11 protein-coding genes are annotated in these 16,849 nt (G+C 49.3%); 5 read left to right on the top strand and 6 right to left on the bottom strand.

Annotation, left to right across the window (positions count from 1 at the left end):
• Window positions 1–326: 326 nt before the first annotated feature.
• From S7335_RS01285 to pruA, 3 genes are all read left to right on the top strand, one after another.
• A complete protein-coding gene (locus S7335_RS01285) occupies window positions 327–1,157 on the top strand; it encodes a cyanophycinase (RefSeq protein ID WP_227499930.1) in 831 nt (276 codons plus the stop codon).
• Window positions 1,158–1,635: 478 nt separating this feature from the next.
• Window positions 1,636–4,413 (top strand): cyanophycin synthetase, encoded by a 2,778-nt coding sequence (gene cphA, locus S7335_RS01280; RefSeq protein ID WP_006453792.1) that lies wholly within the window; start codon window positions 1,636–1,638, stop codon window positions 4,411–4,413.
• Window positions 4,414–4,799: 386 nt separating this feature from the next.
• A complete protein-coding gene (gene pruA, locus S7335_RS01275) occupies window positions 4,800–7,853 on the top strand; it encodes an L-glutamate gamma-semialdehyde dehydrogenase (RefSeq protein WP_006454275.1) in 3,054 nt (1,017 codons plus the stop codon).
• Between the two features lie 79 nt (window positions 7,854–7,932).
• Here the strand turns inward: pruA and S7335_RS01270 are convergent, their stop codons facing one another.
• On the bottom strand, window positions 7,933–9,414 hold the full coding sequence (locus tag S7335_RS01270; protein WP_006456341.1) for a pitrilysin family protein: 1,482 nt from the start codon (window positions 9,412–9,414) through the stop codon (window positions 7,933–7,935).
• A 108-nt stretch (window positions 9,415–9,522) separates the two neighbouring features.
• Window positions 9,523–11,352 (bottom strand): pitrilysin family protein, encoded by a 1,830-nt coding sequence (locus S7335_RS01265; protein ID WP_006456120.1) that lies wholly within the window; start codon window positions 11,350–11,352, stop codon window positions 9,523–9,525.
• A 352-nt stretch (window positions 11,353–11,704) separates the two neighbouring features.
• On the opposite strand from S7335_RS01265, the gene S7335_RS01260 reads away from it, so the two are divergent.
• Window positions 11,705–12,499 (top strand): MlaE family lipid ABC transporter permease subunit, encoded by a 795-nt coding sequence (locus S7335_RS01260; RefSeq protein ID WP_006455562.1) that lies wholly within the window; start codon window positions 11,705–11,707, stop codon window positions 12,497–12,499.
• A gap of 65 nt (window positions 12,500–12,564) precedes the next feature.
• Complete coding sequence (locus tag S7335_RS01255; protein ID WP_038015379.1) at window positions 12,565–12,951, top strand: DUF3119 family protein; 387 nt, start codon at window positions 12,565–12,567, stop codon at window positions 12,949–12,951.
• A 17-nt stretch (window positions 12,952–12,968) separates the two neighbouring features.
• Here the strand turns inward: S7335_RS01255 and plsY are convergent, their stop codons facing one another.
• The 4 genes from plsY to S7335_RS29410 form a co-directional block, all read right to left on the bottom strand.
• Window positions 12,969–13,622 (bottom strand): glycerol-3-phosphate 1-O-acyltransferase PlsY, encoded by a 654-nt coding sequence (gene plsY, locus S7335_RS01250; RefSeq protein WP_006456968.1) that lies wholly within the window; start codon window positions 13,620–13,622, stop codon window positions 12,969–12,971.
• Between the two features lie 42 nt (window positions 13,623–13,664).
• Window positions 13,665–14,771, bottom strand: a complete 1,107-nt coding sequence (locus S7335_RS01245; protein WP_006454604.1) for a DUF3086 domain-containing protein — start codon at window positions 14,769–14,771, stop codon at window positions 13,665–13,667.
• Window positions 14,772–14,857: 86 nt separating this feature from the next.
• Window positions 14,858–15,688: a pyrroline-5-carboxylate reductase gene (gene proC, locus S7335_RS01240; RefSeq protein WP_038016718.1), complete on the bottom strand. Its 831-nt coding sequence runs from the start codon at window positions 15,686–15,688 to the stop codon at window positions 14,858–14,860.
• A gap of 362 nt (window positions 15,689–16,050) precedes the next feature.
• Window positions 16,051–16,662: a cell division protein SepF gene (locus S7335_RS29410; protein WP_006456850.1), complete on the bottom strand. Its 612-nt coding sequence runs from the start codon at window positions 16,660–16,662 to the stop codon at window positions 16,051–16,053.
• Window positions 16,663–16,849: the final 187 nt, after the last annotated feature.

Genomic DNA, 16,849 nt, shown 5'->3' with positions numbered 1-16,849 from the left:
CTTGATGTCTATTGTACGACTACGTAACTGAATAGAAGCTCGAGTTTTCCCCAAGATATCTCCTTGACTTTGTGTAGCCTGAGATACAAATATTAGATGATTGCTATTGATAAGTTAAATGTTGAGCGAAAGGTCTTGATTGTTTTCACACAGACTAAAAGCGTTGCCTGATGATGCGGGTTCTGACCTGATCCAAATCGCACTGCGATCTGGCTCGCATCATGCCATACACGTTGCGATAGCTAAGGCTTTTATGGTAATTGCCTTTAATAAATAGCGAGGATAGCTCTATGCTGGAAGTGCAACCACTTTTAGCTCACAAGCCTATGACAGTTTCTACCCAGTACCCAGTGATGATCATTGGCGGGGCAGAAGACAAGACTAACGGATGCACTATATTAAACGCATTTGTTAAAAGCGCAGGCGGAAGCGACGCGACTATCGGTATTATTCCATCTGCATCTAGGGAACCAGCCATTGTTGGTGATAGATACTACCAGCTCTTCACAGCAATGGGCGCCCTGCGGGTGCAGATCCTAGACATCCGCTATCGCAGTGAGTGCGAGGAGGCGCGTTGGATAGAAGTGTTGAACGACTGTAGTGGAATATTTATTACTGGTGGGGATCAGCTTAGACTACGCGATCTAATCGGGGGCACTCGCCTTTTGCAGCTAATCAAAGAGAAGCTCGCCAAGTCTGAACTTGTACTAGCCGGTACCAGTGCGGGCGCAGCCGTCATGGGTGAGCAGATGATCGCAGGCGGTAGTAGCGGTGAGTCTCCTAATCAGAGCTTAGTAGATTTGACAGATGGATTGGGGTTTGTGCCCGAATTGCTAGTCGATCAGCACTTTCACAATCGCAATCGGATGGCACGCTTGTTGAGTGCGATCGCTGCTCATCCCAATAGACTAGGCGTGGGTATCGACGAAGACACCTGCATAGCCATTGCTAACGACGGCATTTTTCAAGTCCTGGGTAAAGGCACAATCACCGTGATAGATCCTGGCAATTTAACTCATACTAGCTATCCTGAAAGTCTAGAGACGTCCCCGCTGAGTTTGCACAATCTCAAGGTACATGTGCTCAATCAAGGCGATCGCTATGACTATAAAGCCCGCGCACTGATGCAGCTTCAAAGCAAAGCTGATTGGAGTTGAGTTGGTAAAGTTGAGTTGATTCAACTTGAAGAAGTAATCAGGATTATTCAGCTAGCTTCAGACGTCTGATAACCCTATACCTAAATGGTTATACCTAATAAGTTTCAATCTTCTATCCACGCACCCGTAAAAAGACCGTCATTAGGGAACCACTGTCAGAAAATAAGGGATAAAAACATAGGAATATCGAGGATACTGTTTCTAAGCCCTAAGCTCAAAGCAACAATATTGGTTAATACATCAATTTCATTTGATAGTAGTCGCTTAGTTAAACGCTCAGTTTGCCCTGGGTTGACTGCTAGTTCTTTTTAAGTAACCTCGCAAACCTACCAAATAAGAGGATCTCCGTTACTTAAGTCTGTTGGGGCGGAGGTCAGAGAGCGTATAAAATGCTATTAGCTTAAGCTAAGTTTTATTTAGTTTTCCTAAGCGTATCAAGCTTCAGTTTCTGCCGACCCGGTTCAACACACCTGCCACCATGAAAGTTCTTAAAACTCAGACGCTGCGCGGACCAAATTATTGGAGTATTCGATATGGGAAGCTAATTGTCGTTCGCCTTGATTTAGAAGATCTCGCTGAGCGCCCTTCAGATACTATCGATGGTTTCTACGATGGTCTAGTTTCAGCTTTGCCTAGCCTTGTAGAGCATTTCTGCTCTCCGGGCGTGCGGGGTGGGTTTCTTAGTCGGCTGCAGACTGGCACGATGATGGGTCATATCGTCGAGCACGTTGCTTTAGAACTGCAGACACTAGCTGGTATGCGAGTTGGGTTTGGTCGTACTCGGGAGACCTCTGATCCAGGTGTGTATCAGGTTGTTTTCCAATACGAGAATGAGGCTGCTGGGCGCTATGCAGCTAGAGCCGCTTTGAGGTTGTGTGAGAGCATTATCGAAACTGGCTTTTATCCAGACTCCGAAATTCGCAAAGACCTGGAAGACCTAAAGGAGTTGCGTGCCGCTGCTGCTCTAGGACCTAGCACTGAAGCTTTGGTGCGTGCGGCCGAAGCACGAAACGTTCCTTGGCTAGAGCTAGACGTTCGCAATCTGTTGCAGTTTGGCTACGGCGTCCATCAAAAGCGAGTGCAGGCATCGCTGACTTCCCACAGCAATATCTTGAGTGTGGAGCTTGCCTGTGATAAGGAAGCGACCAAGCGGATGTTGGGCAATGCGGGTATTCCGGTTCCCAAAGGAACCGTGGTCTATTCTCTGCGTGAACTTGAAGAGTCGCTCGATTATTTGGGAGGCTATCCGATTGTGGTCAAACCGCTAGATGGTAACCACGGCCGGGGAATAACTCTAAACATCAGTTCTTGGGAGCAGGCAGAAGCCGCCTACGATTTAGCTCGTCAGGTCTCTGATGGCGTGATTGTTGAACATCACTATCAGGGCCGAGATCATCGCATTCTAGTAGTTGATAACAAGATGGTGGCAGTGGCTGAGCGGGTACCTGCTCATGTCGTGGGCAATGGGATCGATACGATTGAGGCGTTAGTTGATCGCGAGAACCAAGATCCGCGTCGGGGCGAAGGCCATGATAATCTCCTGACTCAAATTAGGCTGGATCGAACAAGCGATCAGCTAATGGAGTCTCAGGGCTACAACCTAGATACCGTGCTTAGAAAAGGCGAGATTTGCTATCTAAGGGCGACTGCAAATTTGAGCACCGGTGGCATTGCTATCGATCGAACCGACGAGATTCACCCAGAGACGATTTGGATCGCCGAGCGAGCGGCTCGGTTGCTGGGTCTAGATGTGGCGGGCATTGATGTGGTGACAACAGATATTTCTAAGACCCTGGCGGTAGCTGATGGCGTAATTGTCGAAGTGAATGCCGCGCCTGGTTTGCGGATGCATGTTTCGCCTAGTCAGGGACTTGCTCGTAACGTTGGCGCACCTATCTTGGATATGCTGATACCGCCTGATCAGCCCAGTCGAATTCCAATTGTGGCGATTACTGGAACGAACGGAAAGACAACGACAACTCGGTTAACGGCGCATATTTTCCGCCAGGTCTACAGTATGGTCGGCTACACGACGACTGACGGTATCTATATTGGTAATCACTTAGTTGAAAAGGGCGATACGACTGGTCCACAGAGCGCGCGGTTGATCTTAGAAGATCCCACAGTCGAGATGGCTGTATTAGAGACCGCTAGGGGAGGGCTGCTCCGTTCTGGGCTTGCCTTCGATCAAAGCGATGTGGGTATTGTGCTAAACGTAGCAGCGGATCACTTGGGTATCGGAGACATTGATACGATCGACCAGCTAGCAAAGTTGAAGGCGGTAGTTGCTGAGTCGGTTGCTGGCAGTGGCTATGTGGTTCTGAACGCGGACGATCACCGAGTAGCTGCGATGGCAGAGCGGGTGAAGGCTGCAAAGGTAGCCTATTTCTCGATGGATTCAAAGAATCCTTTGGTGCGATCGCATCTTGCCAATGGTGGTATCGCTGCTGTGTATGAGGAGGGTTATCTCTCGATTATTCAGCAGGATTGGCTGCATCGCATTATCAAGGCCGAGAGGGTGCCATTGACGATGGGCGGACGTGCGCCTTTCATGATCGCTAATGCGTTAGCGGCTAGTTTGGCTGGTTTCGTCCAAGGCGTGAAGATTGAACAGATTCGAGCAGCCTTGCATAGTTTTCAGCCATCGGCTAGCCAGATTCCAGGGCGGATGAATTTGTTCGATATGGGCAACTATCACGCACTTGTGGACTACGCACACAATCCAGCTGGCTATGCGGCGATCGGCAGCTTTGTGAAGAACTGGCCAGGCCCTGCGATTGGGGTTGTTGGTGCACCGGGCGATCGCCGAGATGAAGATCTCATTGAGCTAGGTCAGCTCTCGGTCGATATCTTCGATCAAGTCATTATCAAAGAAGATAAAGATAGACGCGGTCGCTCACCGGGGGCGGTGGCAGCGCTGATTGAACAAGGGATTCTTCAGACCGATGAGAGCCAGCGTTCTACTGACTTTTCCTATCACATTGAGCTAGATGAATCTGAAGCCGTTAACCATGCTTTAGACAGCGCGCCGGACAATTGCCTAGTGGTGATTTTGCCAGAAAGTATCAGTCGAGCGATTTCCTTGATTTCGGCAAAAGGTCCCGTTTCTGAAGGATTTAGCCCCGCCAATTCATCTGGGCCAATTTTGAAGTCGGATTCTGACACTTCAGGGGCAGAGCCTGCCGAAGATCTAGATAATACTTCTAGAAAAGAGCTTCAGCTCTTTAACGGTGCGACTGCTTCTTCTATTTTGTAGCCTTTTTCTAGCCCATAGTTTTCATCGATAATCGGTACGCTACTAGAAACTACCAAGCGTTCGGCTTTGCCAGCTTTCGGCTTGGATTTAGACGAAGCTGGTCTGTCTTCCCCTACGCTATTAGTTTGAAGGTCTTTCCCTAGTTGTAGGCAATAGTTGTAGGAAACGTTTCCTTTAGCTCGTGTCGGTTCTAAGCGCTGTTACTGTACTTACCTCTACAGTCTTGTTTGCGTGACTTTTGCTATAGTTGCGTATTACAGCGGCTTTTAGAATTCGCCGCTAGCAGCACCGATTTCCAGTAATCAGGTTGCTGAAGCTGTTTGGGTTTAGGTGCTTTCTTTAGCTTTAGTGCTCTTAACTTAGTTGAGAGCGGTAGGAGAGTTTTAATGGTTATCAATGCATCTCGCGCGGTTACAGAGTCTTCGGCCCAGGCTGATTATGAAGAAAAAACTCAGGCGATCGCGCGTCAGCTATTATCTGATAGCCGAGGCAAGGGATCGCTTTTCTCGTCCGTTGTCACCAAGATGCGTGATCAGCTTCGGTGGGATGACAAGCTGCTAGCTTGGACGATGGAGAATCCGGGCCTGCGAGTGCAGATGTTTCGTCTGATCGACTGTTTACCAGCACTGACGACTAAGGCCGAAATCGCTAGCCATTTTCAAGAGTATTTAGGTGATGCCAGCGTAGAGCTACCCCAGGCGCTAAAGAGTCTGCTCAACTTCGCAGATCCTAACTCTATGCCCGCACAGGTGGCTGCTACGACCCTATCTGGAGCGGTAGAGACACTCGCTCGTAAGTATATTGCTGGTGAGAATATCAAACAGGCACTCAAGAGTATTGAGCAACTGCGAAAGCAGTCTATGGCGTTCACAATGGATTTGCTAGGTGAGGCAGTCGTTACCGAGCGCGAAGCCGAAGCTTATTTGAATCAGTATTTAGAGCTGATGGCGCAGCTTACCGAGGCCGCTGAAAGCTGGAAACCCGTTGCTAAGCTAGATGCTGCTGAAGGAAAGCCTTTGGCAAAAGTGCAGGTCTCTGTCAAGCTAACGGCCTTTTACTCTCAGTTTGATCCGCTAGATGTAGAAGGCTCTAAAGCCAAAGTTGGTGAACGCGTTCGGACGCTGTTACGCAGAGCCGAAGCGTTGGGTGTGGCTGTTCACTTTGATATGGAGCAGTATCGCTACAAGGACGCAACGCTAGCGGCTTTAAAGCAGCTTCTGATGGAAGAAGAGTTCCGCTCTCGCTCTGATATTGGCATGACGCTACAGGCATACTTACGCGATAGCTATCGCGACCTTGAAGATCTCATTGGATGGGCCAAAAGCCGAGGAACCCCTATCACGCTGCGTCTAGTTAAAGGCGCCTATTGGGATCAAGAAACCATCACAGCGCGGCAGAACTACTGGCCGACGCCAGTTTACAATCACAAATCTTCGACCGATGCCAACTTCGAGCGGATGACTCGGCTGCTGTTAGAGAATCATCAGTATCTGTATGCAGCTATTGGTAGCCATAACGTGCGATCGCAAGCGCTGGCTATGGCGATCACCCAAACGCTTGATATTCCTGCTCGCAATGTCGAGTTTCAAGTGCTGTACGGCATGGCCGATAGCCTTGCAAACGCGCTGGTAAAACAAGGTCATCGTGTCCGAGTTTACTGTCCCTATGGTGAGCTGATTCCCGGTATGGCTTACCTAATTCGCCGCCTTCTAGAAAATACGGCGAATAGTTCCTTCTTGCGACAAAACTTGGAAGAGCGCCCTGCTGAGGAGCTACTGGCGATTCCGCAGTGGGGGCCAGGCGATGCCGATAGCGATGCTGATAGTACGAGCGGCCTGACCCCAATCGCGCTGTCGGATTCTCCTGTGACCCGAATCAATCCTGCTGCTGATACAGACTACGCAGTCGCTCAAAAAAGAAGCGCTGCTGATGCTGCTCTAGAAGCGATTCAAAAACAGATTGGCAAAACCTACAGACCCCTGATTGACGGGGAGTATGTGCAGACTTCTGAAACAGTTCAGTCGGTGAATCCTTCTCGTCCAGCGCAGTTGGTAGGGACGGTAGGTCAAATCGATATTGAACAGGCAAATAGTGCGATCGCGTCGGCTAAAACGGCTTTTGAGACTTGGAAGCGTACGCCTGTAAAAGAGCGAGCGGCTATTATTAACCGGGCTGCGGATTTGCTAGAAGAGCGTCGTCATGAGCTGAATGCTTGGATGGTATTAGAAGGTGGAAAGCCTCTACAGCAGGCAGATGCAGAAGTATCAGAGGCCGCGGATTTCTGTCGGTATTACGCCGCCGAAATGGAGCGCCTAGACCAAGAGATTGACTACGATGTGGCAGGAGAGCGCGATCGCTACTTCTATCGGCCCAAAGGCATCGTGCTAGTCATCTCTCCCTGGAACTTTCCACTAGCGATTCCAACTGGTATGACCGTTGCCGCATTAGTTACTGGCAACTGTGCTCTGCTGAAGCCAGCAGCCGTCACTTCTGTGATTGCGGCTAAGCTGAGCGAGATATTTGTCGATGCGGGCATTCCTAAAGGGGTTTTCCAATACGTCCCTGGGCGGGGATCAACTGTGGGATCGCACATGGTCAAGCATCCTGATGTTCACATGATTGTGTTCACGGGTTCACAAGAAGTGGGCTGTCAAATCTATGCAGATGCGGCCATTTTGCAGCCAGGGCAGAAACACCTAAAGCGAGTCGTCGCGGAGATGGGGGGTAAGAACGCCATTATCGTGGACGAAAGCGCCGATCTTGATCAAGCCGTTCAAGGCGTTGTGTATTCTGCCTTTGGATACAGTGGACAAAAGTGTTCTGCGTGCTCTCGGGTGATTGTTGTTGCTTCTATTTACGAGACTTTTGTTGCCAGGGTGATCGAAGCGACAAAGTCTTTGAACGTAGGTGATGCGGTTCTGCCGAGTACCAAAGTAGGACCAGTGATTGATGCCGCTGCGCAGCAGCAGATTCGAGACTACATTGAGAAAGGCAAATCCGAGGCAACGCTTGCACTAGAACTCCCTTCGCCTGAGCCTGGATATTTTGTCGGTCCAGTGATTTTTACCGATGTCGATCCCCAATCAACGATTGCTCAAGAAGAAATCTTTGGACCGGTGCTAGCGGTGATCAAGGCGGACAGTTTTGAAGCGGGACTGGCGATCGCTAACAATACCAACTATGCCTTAACGGGTGGACTCTACTCTCGCACTCCCTCTCATATTGAGCGAGCATACGCCGACTTCGAAGTCGGCAATCTATACATCAACCGCACTATCACCGGTGCTATTGTTGCTCGCCAACCCTTTGGCGGCTTCAAACTCTCTGGGGTCGGTTCCAAAGCAGGCGGCCCAGACTATCTACTGCAGTTCCTTGATCCCCGCACTGTGACAGAAAATGTCCAGCGGCAGGGCTTTGCCCCCATTGAAGGCATGGATTAAAAATCCTACTAAGCAACTAAGTAGTAGGTGAGCTGGAACTATGTGCTGGAACTATGTAAGTTGAACCTGTGTCGGTCAACTATGTTGTTGGGTTTGGAATCGTCACATCAATTGCGACAGGGTCCATACCTAAGGTAGCTAGATCTGGTTCAATCTCTGCAGTGTTGCCTACCACAATCGTAATCAACTTCTGCGGATCTAAATTTACCTGAGCCGCCTCCAACACACTTGCTGTTGTTGCCTGTTCTACCCCCTCTCTAAACTGAAAAACAAAGTCAGTAGGATAGTCGTAATACTCGTAGCGAATCAACCGTGATAGGGTTTGGTTTGGCGTTTGGAAGTTAAAGACAAAGCTATTGAGCACAGAATCTTTGGCAAAGGCTAGTTCTGTCTCGCTAATGAGTTCTTTCTGTACTTTTTCCAGTTCTTGATACATTGACTGGATAAAAGGAACGGTGGCTTCTGAGCGCGTCGAGCCGCCACCAATAAAAATGCCGTTGTAGTCAAATCTAGGGCTCCAGAAAGCATACACACTGTAGGCTAGCCCTTGCCGCGAGCGGATTTCGTTGAAAAGACGTCCGCCGAAACCGTTAAGCACTTCATTGAGCACCGTCATTGAAGCGTGGTAGGGGTTACGCAGTTCACCGCCGATATGACCGATATGAATGGTGCTTTGGGTTAGCTGCGGCTGGTTAACAAAGAACAATCCTGTTTTTTGCTGCAGGCCTTCTGGAGGTGGGGCGATCACACTTCCATCCCCCGCTTGCCAATTCCCCAATGTCTGGGCGATTAGCGTCTTCATCTGGTCCGGATCAAAGTCACCTACAATCCCCAAAATTGTATTTTCAGGGGTGATGGTTCGCTCATAAAAGCTAACGATGTCCTCGTGGCTAATGTTCTCTAAGCTTTCATACTCAACCGTGCGAGCATATGGACTTTCATCGCCATAGATCAGCTTGCGAAACTCTCGTGATGCGATATCTGCTGGATCGTCGTTACGACGAGAAATGCTCCCTTCCGTTCTGCCTTCTATCAAGGCTATTTGCGTCTCATCGAAAGCCGGCTGCATGATCACGTCTGCATACAGCTCAAACACGGCTTCTAAATCCTCTGTCAGCGTAGAAAATCCAGCCGTACCAGACGTATCACCAATTGAGGTTTCTACCGATGCAGCCCTTTGTTCTAAAAGCTGATTGAGCTCGTCAGGTGCATGATTAACCGTTCCCCCTAGGCGCATTGCTTGGCCGGTGATGCCTGCTAACCCTGTCTGCTCAAAACTCTCTAGATAAGCGCCTGTTCGAAATGTCGCCGAGCCACTCACTAGAGGCAGGTCATGATCTTCCATCAGATAGACCACCAGCCCGTTGTCTAGCTCATAGCGCTCGTATTCGGGAATTTGAATCTCCCCTAAAGTCGGAAACACTAGCTCTTCATAAGGCTTGGGCTCTATTGCTTGAGCAGGCCTTGGCCATGATAGTGTCAGTAGCGCCGCACAGGTTGCCACCGCCAAAAACAACAGAGGGATAAAACGTTCGCGCGATCGCCCTGAGAATAAACCCATGAATTCCTCGAATAACCTTCAGATGACTATCAGAATAAAGTGAACAAACAGCTAGGGATAGACAACTCAAAAAGACCTACCCAACCGTGATGAAGCAATCATGCCAAACTACCAAAGTCCTCTAACTGGAGCTACTGGTGCTGTAGCTGAACGAGTAGCCGTGTCTTCGGCACTTGCCTCTTCAGCAACCTCCGAAGCAGCTTCATCATCCTCCAGCCCAGATGTCTCCGTTTCTGGTGTGAGTTCAGGGGTTGAAGTTTCAGATGATGTAGAACTTTGTGGTGCTGCCTCTTCAGCCGGGATCAGCTTGCCTACAGTTCGATTTTCAAGGCGAAATGTCTGTCTAGCAACCCGCTGTACATCCGAGGCCTCGACCGCTTCTATCAGCTGAAGCTCACGAAACACATTCCGCCAGTCACCAGTCTTGGCCTCATATTCTGTTAGCAGGCTAGCCATTCCTTGATTAGAATCTAGCTGCCGCAACAGTCCAGCGCGTGCCTGAGTCTTTACTCGATCTAGCGTCATGGTATCTACGGGCTCTTGCTGCAAACGCAATAGCTCGGCATCTAATCCCGCTGCTAACTCCTCTACCGTGTGGTTTGGCGCAGTCAACCCATAGAGCAGCATGATAGAAGATAGCTTGTCTCCAGGGAAGCCATTAGCGCTGCCGACATCCAGTGCGATTTGTGGCTCTACCAATGCCTTGTAGAGCCTAGCTGTGCGTCCACCTGTCAAGATGCTGTTGATAATTGCATACACCACATGGTCAGGATCGTTGATTCCCGGTCGGTGATAGCCTTCTAGATACCATGGCTGAGAAGCCAGTTGGAGGGTGAACGAACGAGGCTCGATCTGCTCAGGCTCATTGGCAACCAGCTCTGGCGGTTCTACCCTAGACTCGAAGCGGCCAAAGTAAGCGTCTGCTAGCTGCTTGATCTGCTCAGGATCTACATCGCCTACTACTGCTGCAATGAGATTGCTCGGACCATAGTAAGTATTAAAGAACGCTCGAACGTCAGCACGAGTTGCTTTGCGAAGGTCTTCTTGGTAGCCAATGACTGGACGACGATAAGGACTCTCACTGTAGGCAACCTCGGAAAATCGCTCGACCATCTGACCGATAGGGGAATTATCTACTCGGCTACGACGCTCTTCTAAGATCACCTCTTTCTCTTTGTAAAATTCTCTAAAAACCGGATCTAGGAAACGTTCGGACTCCAACGAGAACCACAGCTCTATCTTGTTCGAAGGTAGGTTGTAGAAATAGCGCGTGGCATCAGCGGAAGTCGTTGCGTTTAGTCCAGTACCGCCTGACTGCTCAATAATTTGACCAAACTTATTTTGCTCTACATAGGTGGCAGCCTCTTGTTGTAGCTGTGCAAACTGTTCAGTCAGTTCGCTTACCCTTTCCGCCTCTCCTGCAGCTTCAGCGGCAATCAGCTGATCGAAAACGTTGTCTAGCTGGTCTAGTACTACTCTTTCAGCTGCGTAGTCGCGAGTACCGATTCGAGTTGTTCCCTTAAAGGCCAGATGCTCTAGATAATGGGCAACTCCTGTCTTTCCATCTTCTTCATACGAAGCGCCGACGTTGGCATAGAGCATGACCGACGCAACAGGAGCATCATGCTGCTCTAGCACAATGAACTTCATACCGTTTGGTAGTGTAAACTCGGTTACCGCATCAGCTACTCTGTCTAAGTAGGGCTGGATGGAGTTCGTTGAGACATTAGCTTGCGCGATGACGCCAGATTGAGCAATAGGGTGAGTGTTCGTCCGAGCGCCTTGATACGTAATCGACGGTGCTACATACGGTGCCACATTGAGATTGAACGAACTTGCCAGAGCGGGTGAAGGAGAGGTACTAAAACTAAAGCCAACAATGAGCGCGATCGCAACTAGCCGAAGCCACACCGTGCGGCGTTGAACCCAAAAACCCATAGCACCTGAACTACCCTACTAAAAAAACACTGTTTACTAGCATAGTTTTTTTTGAAAAAATCAGGGACATTTAGCGACTTTGCTAGCAGGCACATTGGGTTATATCACTGAGCATTCATATCGGTTCTCGCCTACATCCGTATGTAGAGAGTTTTGATACATCGACGTACCTGAGCGAAAAATGTAATAAGGTAGCGTTGGATAGCTATACATTGCATCTGTCGTATCAGTTGGGACACTATCTCTGGCTAGAACCGCTGTAGGACAGCAGCCGAGATGGTTAGCGAAAACAGCCTTTAAGGCTTTGATTTTCATACAATGGTGATTACAACCGTCGCCAGCATCACAGCCTATGGCCCCCTCTCTTGTTCCGCAGAATCTTGCGATTTGGTTTCAGCGACTGCTCTCGGCTATTTTACTAGGTGGGCAGGTGATTATTCATGTCATCTCTAAACCCATTCATCGCCGCAACACAATAGAGCAAATGTCGGCAGTTGGTCCAGAGTCACTGCTGATTGCGCTAGTCACCTCTGTGTTTGTGGGGATGGTCTTTACTATTCAGGTTACTCGCGAATTTATTACATTTGGAGCGACTACAGCTATCGGCGGCGTGCTAGCGATCACGCTTTCTAGAGAGCTAGCACCCGTTCTTACCGCGGTGGTACTCGCTGGTCGGGTCGGCTCAGCCTTTGCTGCAGAGATTGGCACAATGAGAGTGACTGAGCAAATCGACGCGCTGCAAATGCTCAGAAGCGACCCAGTAGATTACTTAGTCATTCCTCGAGTCATCGCCTGCGCCCTGATGGTGCCAATGCTCAATGTGCTAGCTATTATCACTGGCTTACTAGGGGGCTTGGTTGTGGCTACGACGCTCTATGCCATTCCCTTTGCAGTGTTTCTCAATTCGGCTCGCAACTTCCTGACTATCTGGGACTTAGCCGCTTCTCTTATCAAATCATTGATTTTTGGCGTATTGATTGCTGTTATTGGCTCTAGCTGGGGATTGACAACAACAGGAGGCGCTAAGGGTGTTGGACAGTCAACAACGACAGCGGTGGTCACTTCGCTGCTGGCTATCTTTGTCAGCAATTTCTTTTTGTCCTGGATGATGTTCCAGGGTATGGGCGCAGCTTTCGTCGGTAATTAGTGAGCTATTAAATAAAGAGCCATTAAACTGAATTAAAAGCTCCTTACGTTCAGGATTTTTTCTCAGTGACTAGTACGACTAATGCCAATATCACGACAACACTAAGCCCTAGCTACAAACTACCAATCGCGATGGTTTTACTCTCTCTACCGCTGTTGTTTATCCAGCTAGCCGTCGGAGTCGTTTGGGCTTTGTTTAGTCTGTTTCTGCTTTACCAAACGAAAGTGATTCGGCTCTCGTTTACACCCACAGCACTAGATATCAGCCGTAACGAAAATCTGCTTAAAACCTTTCCCTATGCCGACTGGGAAAGTTGGAAAATCTTTTGGCCTACTGTTCCCATTTTGTTCTATTTCAAAGAGGTCAATAGTATTCACTTTCTACCGGTGCTGTATGATCCTCAACAGCTCAAAGAACAATTAGAGCTACGTAGCCCTGATTGCGCTGTTTGAAGATACGCTAGCTATCACTAGCTACCAAAGGTTTTAGGCTCAGTGCCTTCTAGCAGTCTGACGATGTTGCTACGATGACGAAGCACAACATATAGGCCACCTGCGATCGCTAGCCAAACATACGCTATCGGCTGACCGGTCAGCCACATAAACACTACCACGGACATTGCCGCTGCAATCGAGCCTACGGACACCGTTCGCGAAATGCCTACTGCAACGCCAAATACCGATGCAACACTCAAGGCTACAGGCCAGGTCAGCGCTAACAGCACACCTAATCCAGTTGCTGCCGACTTACCGCCTGTAAACCCTAACCAAACTGACTTACTATGACCAAGCACTGCCAGCGCTGCTGCTAAAACATAGGCCCAAGCCGCTGCTTGATCAGAGATCTCGCTTAGCCTAGAGCCGAATAGATCAGAATGAGTCACCAGCCAGCGCATCAATAGAACTGCTGTGATACCTTTTGATAAATCGATCACTAATGCTGCAATCCCAGCGCCTTTGCCCATCACCCTAAAGACATTGGTCGCACCTGTATTACCCGAACCGTGCTCTCGAATATCAATGCCTCGTAGTGCCTTAGCCAGCAAGAAGCCGGTTGGAATAGAGCCCAAAAGGTAGGCGATTAGCGAAGCTAGCGATAGGAGCGCAATCGTTGAGCCTGACATAATACTTTGCCCAGGTACGGGTGTAGAAATCATCAGCAGTCATTAGTAATAGTCATAATCGGTAGAGGAATTAGCAGGATCGGGCGCGAACCCAAGCCAAAGGGGATACTGCAACAAAGAAAAACTTACTTTTCTTTCTGCTTCATCCATGATCAAAAAAGGCAGTCTACCGTTGTCTATTAGCCGCTCAGCTCGCTGTGCCATTGGCTCTGCAGATTCAAATAGCATCACCCCTCGGTTCGTACCAAAATCGGCACGGGCAATACCCAAGCAGTCTTGCAGCCAGCGTCGCCACTCTCCTAAACGCTCAGGTGTTGTCGCCAGCACCAGTACGCATAGTCGCCGGTCGTACAGGGCATACAAACAAGAAATTGCAGCCGAAGCTACCAACACATTTTGCAGACGGCTACTCATACTTTTAACCGCGCCGCGTCCCCCTTGGGTGAAAAACCAGTTAGCAGTGCGTTCAGCGTGAATCGGCTCAAAGGTGCGCCTGAGCTGCCAGGGAGGGCCGTAATAATCAGGGCGAGTGCGGTATTGGTCTAACAAGCTATGAATGCGATCGCGCTGTTCAGCAAATCGCTGCGCTGCCAGAGGGATCACAGTCCCTTCCTGGGTAGCTTCTGGTATAGCAGCCGATGATATCTCAGCACTAGGCGCCGGTGGCTCTACTACGGGCTGAGAGACCAAATTGATCTGCTCAGCGGCCGTTGCCAAATCTTGTAGGCTGCCAATTAGGTAATCTTTGAAGCCTTGAACTCGAATAGCGATATCTTGAGATGAACCAGCGAAGCTAGAGCGCATTTCTTCTTCTAGTTCGGCCTTTTGTCGCTCTAACTGCTCAATCTCATACTGCAAAGCGCCTCGCCGTTTTTCTAGCTCGCGCAAACCCTGACGGACCATTTGGTCAATGGCTACTTGGCTATCAAATGGCTGAGTGCTTGATAGCTTAGCTCCTGTAGCTGACCCGCTAGAGGCTGGGGTGCGGCTGCTACGGATGCCTCGATCAGAGCGTTTAAGACCTAGCGGTGTACTGGCAGTAGGTGTCGGTGTCGATGAAGCCGAACTAGGTGCTTCTGAAGTAGCCTCATCAGAAGCACTGTCAATATTCTCTGTCTCTTCGTAAGGAGTAGTGTCTTCTGTGGGCACGGTCTCAGGCCAATTATCTTTACACTTTCGGATGGGTTTTGATCAGACTGTCTTCTTAAGCTAGCGTTTTATTTGCTCGGTGACTTTTAGCTAAGTGGCTTTCCATTCGCAGGCTTACCTAGCTCACGCGATCGCGAACTGGCTGTTCGTACCGCCTCGATCAAAGCAGAGCGCAATCCTAATTCCTCTAGACAGGCAATGCCCGCAATTGTTGTTCCACCAGGACTTGTTACCCGGTCTTTCAACTCAGCTGGATGCATCCCTGTTTTCTGAATCAGCTCAGCGGTCCCTAGTACAGTCTGCAATGCGAGCTGATTGGCAATAGCCCGGGGTAAGCCAGCAGCTACCCCGCCATCTGCTAGTGCTTCGATCACGATTGCCACATAGCCAGGGCCAGAGCCAGAGAGTCCGGTGACCGCATCTAACATGGCTTCGGGTACCTTCACCACTTGTCCCATCGCCGCGAAGATTTTCTGAGCGAGATCACCGTGTTCGGTAAGCGTACGAGTCCCGAGCGCGATCGCTGTCATCCCACGGCCTACTGTAGCAGGTGTATTCGGCATCGCTCGCACGACAGGCCAGCCAGGCATTGCCGATTCCAGCTTAGACAGGGGCACCCCAGCTAGAATAGAAAGGACCAAAGGCGGTATCTCACAGCGCACACCTTGAAAGTCCTTAGAAACTATGTCAAAAACTTGGGGCTTGATAGCAAGTAACACAACATTACTCGCCTCAAGGACTTCTCGATTGTTATCTGTTGTCTTGATTGAATGCTGCTCGAAGAGTACCTGCCGGCGTTCGGGCGAAGGCTCACTAAGTACCACTTCTTCAGCGGTATACAGGCCCTGACCAAGAAGGCGGGATAACAGGGCTTCGCCCATCACCCCGCCACCGATAATGCCAAGTCTTACAGACAAGAACACAGCCCTCACCAAATTTCATCCATAGCATACCGCGAATAGCCACTACATCAGGAGAAGTCATCCTATTGGTAACAGCGCTTTTCGAAGTATCTAAGAAATAAAGTGATAAAGCTCTTTGCTTTGCCAGACTGTGTTGGTTTGGTTTTGTCAGCTTATAAGCTAGCCTCTATGAAATCTCAATGCCTATTAGGCCTATTATCTATGAGCCTAATCTTAGAGTGACTTTAGCTTCACTCTGTGATACTAGAGTGAAGATACTGAAGTTAACCAAGCACTGGACAAACCTATTTTTTAGCTAGTTTGTTAGCTAGCCTAGCGAGCAGTCAGCGCTAGGCTGGCCATAGTACTATGCCAGTCTATGCCATCCGAACGATTTGCTCAGTTGCAGTTGCCCATGCAGGCGTCGGTATAGCCTCGTGAGAGTCGTTCTCAGTTTCTTGGTCGATAAAACTATCTTCGCTTCTGGTCGGCATACTGACTTGAACACAGCTAGGCGTGAAGAGGAAGATACTCTCGCCGATACGTTCCTGATGGCCATCCATAGCGTAGGTACCTCCTGCGACGAAGTCAACAGCGCGTTGAGCTTGGTCAGGATCTATGATAGTCAAGTTGAGCACGACAGACTTACGCTCGCGCAAAGCCCGAATGGCTTGTGGTACTTCTTCAAACGTGCGTGGTTCCATCACCATCACTTCGGACATTCCATTTGTTGTACCGGGCATACCAATCACGTTGTTCATTGACACCATTCCAGATTCAGTAGATAGCACTCTTTCACGAATACGTCGACGGGCAGGACGCTCCATCTCCTCAATAGGCATTGGGGGTACGTGGGCTTCAGACTCAGTATTCTCTTCTTCGTAGAGGTTTTGATACTCATCGCCTTCTACTTCTTCGTACTCATACTCGTAGTCTGCTAGACCATTCAATCCAACAAAATCCTTAATCTTCCCAACTAGACCACTCATTAACTTTTGCTCCAACACGATTATTGATGACCTGGCATGACCCTACGCGGTAACTAGGTTATTAAAAGCGCTACGTAGAATTGTGTCAATAAAACTAAGTTCTTCTGAATGGAATTCCCTCTTTACTAGCAGAATGTAGTCCATTCATCGCTAACAATAGTTGTTAACGTGGCCTACCAACGAGCCT

This window comes from Synechococcus sp. PCC 7335 (genome assembly GCF_000155595.1).
Taxonomy (GTDB): Bacteria; Cyanobacteriota; Cyanobacteriia; order Phormidesmidales; family Phormidesmidaceae; genus Phormidesmis.
The sequence above is the reverse complement of the archived record's forward strand: the minus strand, read 5'-3'. Positions and strand labels throughout refer to the sequence as shown.

What these genes read in the sequence shown, in the direction of transcription:
- S7335_RS01285 (WP_227499930.1), top strand. Translation starts at nt 327, where the DNA reads ATGACAGTTTCTACCCAGTACCCAGTGATGATCATTGGCGGGGCAGAA.
- cphA (WP_006453792.1), top strand. Translation starts at nt 1,636, where the DNA reads ATGAAAGTTCTTAAAACTCAGACGCTGCGCGGACCAAATTATTGGAGT.
- pruA (WP_006454275.1), top strand. Translation starts at nt 4,800, where the DNA reads ATGGTTATCAATGCATCTCGCGCGGTTACAGAGTCTTCGGCCCAGGCT.
- S7335_RS01270 (WP_006456341.1), bottom strand. Translation starts at nt 9,414, where the DNA reads ATGGGTTTATTCTCAGGGCGATCGCGCGAACGTTTTATCCCTCTGTTG.
- S7335_RS01265 (WP_006456120.1), bottom strand. Translation starts at nt 11,352, where the DNA reads ATGGGTTTTTGGGTTCAACGCCGCACGGTGTGGCTTCGGCTAGTTGCG.
- S7335_RS01260 (WP_006455562.1), top strand. Translation starts at nt 11,705, where the DNA reads ATGGCCCCCTCTCTTGTTCCGCAGAATCTTGCGATTTGGTTTCAGCGA.
- plsY (WP_006456968.1), bottom strand. Translation starts at nt 13,622, where the DNA reads ATGTCAGGCTCAACGATTGCGCTCCTATCGCTAGCTTCGCTAATCGCC.
- S7335_RS29410 (WP_006456850.1), bottom strand. Translation starts at nt 16,662, where the DNA reads ATGAGTGGTCTAGTTGGGAAGATTAAGGATTTTGTTGGATTGAATGGT.